Genomic DNA, 7,219 nt, shown 5'->3' with positions numbered 1-7,219 from the left:
CTGATAGCTCTGATACCAAATTATTGAGATAAACTCTCATTAAGCTGGCGATCGCTGACTAGAGTGTGACACTTCATAATTCTTAGTAATCGCTAAAAGTCTTACTATACAAGGGCTAGAGCAACTTTTGATTTCAACGACCAGGGTGCGGAATGTGGGTTACTATACCTTACCCGAAATAATAGTGAAATTCTGTGACAAAGTGCAGCCAGATACAAGAATCTTTGCTAGATTTCTAGAAAGCTTCTGTGATAAGTTTCCTTAAAAGGAGATTGTTTGCAGTAAGCTAATCTGGCTAACACGCTTTTGGGCGTGATATGGGGAAAAGTTCTTGCAATTGCGCCTAAATAGAGTGATATACCGAAAGTTGACCCATATTGTTACTCTGGAGAGTGTTATACGGAAAGTTTCCCTGTACTATTCATGAAACTAGGTTCCAAAGATGATTAAGTTTAATGTAAAGCGTCGAGAGATAGTAGCATCTTATTTTGGACTTTCCTTATTTTTTGCCATTGTGTCGGGTTGTACTCCTCAAGTTGTAACTGTTGCAAACATAATAACTGCTGTTAGAACTGTACAACAGTTGTTGAAACTTTCTCGACAGTTGTCAAATGACAATGTTTATGCCTTAAACGTTTCTTATAAAGAGTTGGGAACATTCTTAAACGAGAAGAATTTCTCCACTAACGTAGTTCAAAAAATGGAGCAGAGAGGTTCCTCTTTATCACAAGGTAGCAGTGAATTACGCTCTCGAATTAATCAAACAAGCTCAGCAGCTAATGAACTATTCTCGCTACTTCAAACAAGAGCTAATCAAAACTCAACACCTGAGTTAAAAAGCAAAATGCTTTCTGATATTGGTGATAAGCAGAAAGTCTTTAATGAGAAAATGAAGATAGCAGAAGAAGTTTTATCTAATATTGAGAAATCAGTCAAGAAATATGATGATATTCTTGGCTATATTCAGGTTGCTACTGGCCTCGCACAGATTGATCAATACATTAGAGATGTAGACGAAGCGATAGTGGAGGCTAAAGCATTGGATCGTGAGATTCAAAATGCTTTAAGCGAAAATGAAGCAATAATTGCATCTTTTGATGCAGTTCGATAATTTTAGTTTTTCTGTTTTTATTAGCATGAATTTGTAACCTGATCATTGAAGTATATTTAACTTCATATTTCTAGACCCACTTCATACCTCCATTTCTGTTGATGTAGCAAATCTTAAGTCAAGAATATTCAAGTAATGATTAAATTCAACATTTACCTCAAAGACGAAGATTGGGTGCCAGCAATGGGAGGATGGCGCTGTGATGCTCTGCTCATTCCTGGCGCAAACTTTGAGGCTCTTTATCATGATGGGATGAAAGCTGATACAAAAATTTTCAATGTTGAAAATCATATTATTCGATGGTCAGGAAGTTCAAAGCCAAAAGATATATTAGTAACACTCTCCTTAGCTAAAGATTTACCTAAATTAGAGGAAGAAAGGCTTCAACTGGAACGAGATAAACTGAATTTAGAACAACAGCTAGAACGAGATAAATTGAGCCTAGAACAACAGAAAGCATCCGTAGAAACTAAATGGAAAATCATAACTGCGTTAGGTGCAATTTTTGGTAGTCTGTTAACTTTTGGTACTACATATCTCGTAGGATCATCCAAATCAGCAATACCTGTGATGACTCCACCTAGAGTTCATACCTACGCGGCTGTAATGTCAATTTCTGAAAACAAATGTCTAGAGTCTCTAACAAAGAGCTTGGCAAACTATGGTTTGCAAAATGTTACTCCAGTTAGAATGGGTATCTATGCAACTAGAGGAAGCTATAACGTGTTTGTAGGATGCAATTCAGATGTTAAAGCTGTGTTTCTTGTGGTAAGTGGACCCGATGATTCTAAAGCAAAGAAAATGAGAGAGGATATCAAGGATCTTCTGCCGTAATCTAACTCAAAATCCATGAAATTGCGATCGCTAACGCAAGTACGATCGCCGATCTTGTAGGGTACGTTCCCTAATATGACTCCTACTGCTCCAGCGATCGATTTTTGGGGAACGCACCATGCACATTGATTGCATCTGTGATACCAAATCCTGTTATAATAAAACGAGATATAGGGTGCGTCCCACGCAGCCTTTACCTTTTTGAAAACACTTTCAATGATGTAGCTATGGACTGGGAAACTCGAATTACACTAAATCCCGATATTTTGGTGGGAAAACCTATCATTAAAGGAACAAGGATTGCGGTTGAATTTATCATCGATCTTCTCGCCCAAGGTTGGAGTATTGATGAAATTCTGCGAAACTACCCAGGTATTACAGTAGAAGATATTCAAGCTTGTCTTAGCTATGCTAGTGTAATGCTCAAATCTGAGAAAGTCTATGCTATTCCTGCTTAACTGATGCGTTTTCTAGCGAACGAAAATTTCCCCCTTGATGCGGTTGAAGCCCTACGACAAAATGGCCATGATGTCCTGTGGATTAGGGTGGAATCCCCCGGAATCTCGGACCGTGAAGTTTTAAGTCGCGCCCAAGCAGAAAATCGTATTCTCTTGACATTTGATAAAGATTTTGGAGAACTCGCCTTTCGTTCAAGGTTGCCGGCCAGTGTTGGTATTATTTTGTTTAGAATAAGAGTACCTTCTGCATCTGTAGTCGCTGAGAAAGTTGCCAAGGTTATCTCATTGCGGGATGACTGGTATGGACACTTTACAGTTATTGAAGAAGACAAAATTAGAATGAGAGACTTAACGGTGCGATCGCCGATCTTGTAGGGTGCGTTCCCTCATGTGGCTCTTACTGCTCCACCGATCGATTTTTGGGGAACGCACCATGCACATTGATTGCAGCTGTGATACCAAATCCTGTGATAATAAAACGAGTAAAGACGAGGTTTTAGACCCGATTTTTTTGATACCATTTAGTGAATAATCGACCTCTGGTAAGCTAGGGAGCGCCAGAGCAGGGGGAGTAGAGCTTTTGTACTAAATTTTCCTGTCTTTTTTCTCCTCCTGTCTCGGATTTTCCTAACCTAAGGTCAGGTTTTTAATTTTTGCAGGAGATCTATAGCGGGTTTCCCAGAAGTTAGTCCCGATTGAAACGCTGGCCTATCTAGGGGTTGCTGAATAAATCTAAAAACCTTGTTGGATAATATTTTTAGACTTTTTTGAAATCAAAAAGTACCAGCGATTGGAGTGATTGGGAGGAAAATTCAGGGACTTTTTCCCTGAAAATTAGGTAATTGACCGCCTGAAAATGGGTAAAACCTACACCCCACACCCCACACCCCACACCCTAGCCCCACCAACAAACTTTTTCAGTAAACCCTATCTATCAAGGGATTTACGATACCTTACCCGAAATAATAGTGAAATTTTGTGACAAAGTGCAGCCAGATATAAGAATCTTTGCTAGATTCCTAGAAGGCTTCTGTGATAAGTCTCCTTAAAGGAAGCTCTTTGCAGTAAGCTAATCTGGCTAACACGCTTGTGGGCGTGGTATGGGGGAGGATACAACCATGACTCATGAGATTTTAGGTGAATTTTTATCTTTGCCTGCTGAAGCACAGAGCCAAGTAGTCAGCCTGATCGCTTTTTTGAAACAAAAGTACATATATTCTGAACCTCTGTCTGCATCGTCAAATGTTGATTTAGTTAATGATCCCTTTGTTGGAATGTGGCGCGATCGTCAAGATTTAGATAGTACTACTTGGGTGCGAAATTTACGAGAAAGCGAGTGGTCAAAGACAAATGGCTAGTTCAACTATCGTAGATACCGACATAATCATTGATGTTGGTCGTGGTATTCCTGAAGCAGTCAATTGTCTGCAAAGGCTACAATCAAGTTCCAGATTAGCAATTAGCGTAGTTACACAAATGGAACTAATTGTTGGCTGCACTAACAAGTCAGAGTTACGGACGCTGGAAAAATTCCTTCAACAGTTTGATATAATCAGAATTGACCAACCTATTTCAGACCAAGCGGTTGACTTACTTCGCTTGTATCGGCTAAGTCACGGTTTGCTGATTGCCGATGGCTTGATTGCAGGTACAGCAATAATATGGAATTACCCTTTTATCACCAAGAATCAACGAGACTACCGATTTATTCAAAATTTAAATGTATTACCCTACCCTTAGGGAAAAGCCTAACTAGACCGTTATGCCGCAAGTCCTCGGTGGAGGGTGTAAACAGGGCTAGTTCATCGGTATCTGAAGTTAAAAAAGGAGAATTGGTTTTTGAGCGAGGATAAAGAGTATCGGTTCTTCGGTTTGAAAAACTGATAGATTTGCATAAATTTTATTTTGAAAATTTAATCAAATCCGCCTCTTTTTCCTTTGGAATTATTGGGGCGATTTTGACCTATGTAATCAGCGCTAAACTTAGCGAAAACTTAATTAGGCTTGCTCTTCAACTACCATTTCTACTCAGCATCGGGACGTTCATTATGTTTTGTTTCGGCACATGGAAGACCTGGGATTTGTCAAATTGGGTGAAGCATCATCAGGCAGAACTTGGAATTGATTGGCGACCTCATGCCGAAACTTTAACCTATATGTCAATCGCGTTTGCTCTATTGTTCTTAATAGTAGCCATTGGTCTTGGAGGACTTATTGCAAATCCCTCAATGCTACAGCCGTAGGGTGCGTTCCCTAATGTGGCTCCTACTGCTCCAGCGATCGATTTTTGGGGAACGCACCATGCACATTGATTGCAGCTGTGGGTTAAAGTGCGATGCCGAAGGCACTGCGTAGCAGATCGCTGATCTTGTAGCTTGGGTTGACGAAAAGAAATCCAACACCTTCGGAACTAAACTGCGAAGGCTAATCTTGTATTGTTCTTAACCTTAAATAGCCTTTGGCCTACACGAGCATATTCACAGATTGACAGTCAGCGAGGCATTCAGCTATGTTTGAGATATTTAGAGCAAAACTTTTGAATGCCCACGCTGTTGACCGTTGGCCCATATCGATTCTTTTGCTACGCAGGCGATCGCTTCGGAGCCACCTCACATCCATGTTGAACGAGATCGAGAGATCGCTAAATTCTGGCTTCAGCCGGTTCGTCTTCAGAGTAACCAAGGATTTAACCGCACCGAAATTAACCGCATTCAAAAACTTGTTCAAGAAAACCAAGAACAATTACTAGCAGGCTGGAATGACTTTTTTAACGAATGAAGTATTTGAAACATTGGCTATTCAGCAATTGGCCATCACAGATGACACACTCAGTGTAGATTTGTCTGATGGGCGCACTATATCTGTTCCCCTGGCATGGTATCCTCGGCTCCTGCATGGCTCAACTGAGGAGCGCAATGATTATCGCTTGCTCGCTGGTGGCAGTGGAATCCATTGGAATCAACTAGATGAAGACATTAGCACTAAAAACTTGATTCTTGGCCAACCATCAGGGGAAAGTCAAAAATCATTGAAGCGTTGGTTAAATAATCGATTGCGATCGCAATCGCCGTAGGGTGCGTTCCCTAATGTGGCTCCTACTGCTCCACCGATCGATTTTTGGGGAACGCACCATGCACATTGATTGCAGCTGTGGGTTAAAGTGCGATGCCGCTCTGGTGGGCTGAGTGCGATGCCGAAGGCACTGCGTAGCAGATCGCTGATCTTGTGGGTTGGGTTGACGAAAAGAAATCCAACAACTTCTGGTTTAATCCCCTCCGCCACCTCAACGATAGACACCTCCATTGCTTAGGGTAAAATGAAGGGGTATAGTTGAAAAGAGGTCAAATCTATGACAGTTCGACAACCCCGCTACAGCAAAGAAGAGTTTGCCCGACGTGGCGATGAGATTTATGAATCTCAGGTGCGCCCCCAAATTGAGGAAGGTAATCATGGCAGAATTGTGGCGATCAACATCGAAACTGGAGCGTTTGAGCTTGCCGACGATACGATGACTGCGACTCGGCGACTTTATGAACGATTGCCTGATGCTCAGCCTTGGGTTGTTCGGATCGGCTATCGCGCCGTTCATCGTTTCGGCGCACGGAGTTTGAAAGACGCTCTATGATGATGCAGGGTTACGTCAATCAGAATTACGAAGCAATGCTTTCCTTAATAGACTGGACAAGAACCTCTAGATGGGCGAGGCTATGGGTGGCCATGGCAGTAAACCGCAGACGACTGGTGGGAACGGTAGGAGGACGAATTGCTGGGGCAAAAATCCCTTTTTCTAGCAGTTTTTGCGATAATTCTAGGGCTTGACCCGGATTGGCTACCGGTAAACATAAAATCGCCGCTTCCGAAGGCAATATATTAAGATTATTTAATTTACTCTTGACAAAATTAATATTTTGGTGTAAGCGTTGGCGACGTTCCGGTTCCAGACGAATAATCTCTAAAGCCATTCTAGCGGCGGCGGTGTCGGCGGGGGATAAACCGGTAGTATAAATCCAGGTGGCGGCGCGATTGCGGATAAAATCGATAATTTTGGCGTTTCCGGTCACATATCCCCCTAAACTGCCCAAAGCTTTACTCAGGGTTCCCATCTGAATTAATTCCCGTCCCTGACAACCACAATATTCCACGCAACCTGTGCCATTTTCCCCCATAACCCCGGTAGCGTGGGCCTCATCCACCAAAACCATACAATTATAAATCTCGGCTAGAGCGAGAATTGCCGCTAGGGGACAGATATCCCCATCCATACTAAACACTGTATCAGTGAGCAGTAAACAATGACGATAGTGATGACGGTGGGCTAATAACTGATTTTCTAAATCTTCGAGACTATTGTGCCGGTATTCTTTCACCGTGGCACCGCTTAACTTGGCTCCATTTTTGAGGCTAGAGTGATTGTATTGATCGCCTAAAATCAGGTCTTTGTGCCCCACTAAACAGGTAATTGTCCCCAAATTGGCTAAATATCCCGAACTAAAAACGATCGCGTCTTCGCTATTTTTAAAAGATGCGATCGCTAATTCTAAGTCTCGATGAATATCTCGGTGTCCACTTAATAGACGCGAGCCGGTGCTTCCAGTTCCATAGCGTTGTGTCGCTGCTATGGCTGCCGCAATCATTCTTTCATCGGCTGCTAATCCCAGATAATCATTACTGGCAAAATTGATCAGCGATCGACCCTCTAATTCTATAACGGCTCCGCCCCGGCCTTGAATGGTTTTAACCCTTCGATACCAATTAGCCCGATGGAGGGTTTTTAAGCTATCCTCGATCCAAGAGTAAGGATGATTCATAGGCGATT

13 protein-coding genes are annotated in these 7,219 nt (G+C 42.2%); 11 read left to right on the top strand and 2 right to left on the bottom strand.

The annotated features are described in order from the left end of the window. The first annotated feature begins 442 nt into the window (after positions 1–442). From O9300_RS05210 to O9300_RS05165, 10 genes are all read left to right on the top strand, one after another. The gene (locus O9300_RS05210) at positions 443–1,111 is read left to right on the top strand and encodes a hypothetical protein (RefSeq protein WP_123230747.1); all 669 of its coding nucleotides are present in this window, start codon (positions 443–445) and stop codon (positions 1,109–1,111) included. Between the two features lie 135 nt (positions 1,112–1,246). Beyond that, positions 1,247–1,945: a hypothetical protein gene (locus tag O9300_RS05205; protein WP_287970411.1), complete on the top strand. Its 699-nt coding sequence runs from the start codon at positions 1,247–1,249 to the stop codon at positions 1,943–1,945. Positions 1,946–2,172: 227 nt separating this feature from the next. Beyond that, positions 2,173–2,403 carry a DUF433 domain-containing protein gene (locus tag O9300_RS05200; protein WP_002779924.1) on the top strand — a complete coding sequence of 77 codons (231 nt, stop codon included), beginning with the start codon at positions 2,173–2,175 and terminating at the stop codon, positions 2,401–2,403. A gap of 3 nt (positions 2,404–2,406) precedes the next feature. Further along, positions 2,407–2,778 carry a DUF5615 family PIN-like protein gene (locus tag O9300_RS05195; protein ID WP_287970408.1) on the top strand — a complete coding sequence of 124 codons (372 nt, stop codon included), beginning with the start codon at positions 2,407–2,409 and terminating at the stop codon, positions 2,776–2,778. 481 nt (positions 2,779–3,259) lie between these two features. Further along, positions 3,260–3,385 (top strand): hypothetical protein, encoded by a 126-nt coding sequence (locus tag O9300_RS05190; protein ID WP_287970406.1) that lies wholly within the window; start codon positions 3,260–3,262, stop codon positions 3,383–3,385. Between the two features lie 136 nt (positions 3,386–3,521). After that, positions 3,522–3,761: a hypothetical protein gene (locus tag O9300_RS05185; protein ID WP_002739406.1), complete on the top strand. Its 240-nt coding sequence runs from the start codon at positions 3,522–3,524 to the stop codon at positions 3,759–3,761. Further along, a complete protein-coding gene (locus O9300_RS05180) occupies positions 3,754–4,143 on the top strand; it encodes a type II toxin-antitoxin system VapC family toxin (protein ID WP_287970404.1) in 390 nt (129 codons plus the stop codon). Before O9300_RS05185 ends, O9300_RS05180 begins: the two co-directional genes overlap by 8 nt. 149 nt (positions 4,144–4,292) lie before the next feature. Further along, on the top strand, positions 4,293–4,646 hold the full coding sequence (locus O9300_RS05175; RefSeq protein ID WP_287970402.1) for a hypothetical protein: 354 nt from the start codon (positions 4,293–4,295) through the stop codon (positions 4,644–4,646). Between the two features lie 316 nt (positions 4,647–4,962). Beyond that, positions 4,963–5,181 (top strand): DUF4160 domain-containing protein, encoded by a 219-nt coding sequence (locus O9300_RS05170; protein ID WP_002779928.1) that lies wholly within the window; start codon positions 4,963–4,965, stop codon positions 5,179–5,181. Next, positions 5,162–5,476: a DUF2442 domain-containing protein gene (locus O9300_RS05165; protein ID WP_287970400.1), complete on the top strand. Its 315-nt coding sequence runs from the start codon at positions 5,162–5,164 to the stop codon at positions 5,474–5,476. The genes O9300_RS05170 and O9300_RS05165 overlap by 20 nt, the downstream gene beginning before the upstream one ends. On the opposite strand, the gene O9300_RS05160 is transcribed toward O9300_RS05165, so the two are convergent. Then, on the bottom strand, positions 5,422–5,700 hold the full coding sequence (locus O9300_RS05160; protein ID WP_287970414.1) for a hypothetical protein: 279 nt from the start codon (positions 5,698–5,700) through the stop codon (positions 5,422–5,424). The genes O9300_RS05165 and O9300_RS05160 overlap by 55 nt on opposite strands. Before the next feature lie 52 nt (positions 5,701–5,752). Here O9300_RS05160 and O9300_RS05155 point away from each other — a divergent pair, with 52 nt between their 5' ends. After that, positions 5,753–6,028, top strand: a complete 276-nt coding sequence (locus O9300_RS05155) for a hypothetical protein (RefSeq protein WP_287970398.1) — start codon at positions 5,753–5,755, stop codon at positions 6,026–6,028. Between the two features lie 25 nt (positions 6,029–6,053). Here the strand turns inward: O9300_RS05155 and bioF are convergent, their stop codons facing one another. Continuing rightward, positions 6,054–7,211 (bottom strand): 8-amino-7-oxononanoate synthase, encoded by a 1,158-nt coding sequence (gene bioF / locus O9300_RS05150; protein WP_287970396.1) that lies wholly within the window; start codon positions 7,209–7,211, stop codon positions 6,054–6,056. Between the last annotated feature and the right edge of the window lie 8 nt (positions 7,212–7,219).

It is taken from the genome of Microcystis sp. LE19-195.1E (genome assembly GCF_027532095.1).
Taxonomy (GTDB): Bacteria; Cyanobacteriota; Cyanobacteriia; order Cyanobacteriales; family Microcystaceae; genus Microcystis; species Microcystis aeruginosa.
This window is presented reverse-complemented; position numbering and strand designations above follow the sequence as displayed.

Bases quoted from the DNA above. Each gene is read 5' to 3' on its own strand.
- O9300_RS05210 (WP_123230747.1), top strand. From the start codon at position 443: ATGATTAAGTTTAATGTAAAGCGTCGAGAGATAGTAGCATCTTATTTT.
- O9300_RS05205 (WP_287970411.1), top strand. From the start codon at position 1,247: ATGATTAAATTCAACATTTACCTCAAAGACGAAGATTGGGTGCCAGCA.
- O9300_RS05200 (WP_002779924.1), top strand. From the start codon at position 2,173: ATGGACTGGGAAACTCGAATTACACTAAATCCCGATATTTTGGTGGGA.
- O9300_RS05195 (WP_287970408.1), top strand. From the start codon at position 2,407: ATGCGTTTTCTAGCGAACGAAAATTTCCCCCTTGATGCGGTTGAAGCC.
- O9300_RS05190 (WP_287970406.1), top strand. From the start codon at position 3,260: ATGGGTAAAACCTACACCCCACACCCCACACCCCACACCCTAGCCCCA.
- O9300_RS05185 (WP_002739406.1), top strand. From the start codon at position 3,522: ATGACTCATGAGATTTTAGGTGAATTTTTATCTTTGCCTGCTGAAGCA.
- O9300_RS05180 (WP_287970404.1), top strand. From the start codon at position 3,754: ATGGCTAGTTCAACTATCGTAGATACCGACATAATCATTGATGTTGGT.
- O9300_RS05165 (WP_287970400.1), top strand. From the start codon at position 5,162: ATGACTTTTTTAACGAATGAAGTATTTGAAACATTGGCTATTCAGCAA.
- O9300_RS05155 (WP_287970398.1), top strand. From the start codon at position 5,753: ATGACAGTTCGACAACCCCGCTACAGCAAAGAAGAGTTTGCCCGACGT.
- bioF (WP_287970396.1), bottom strand. From the start codon at position 7,211: ATGAATCATCCTTACTCTTGGATCGAGGATAGCTTAAAAACCCTCCAT.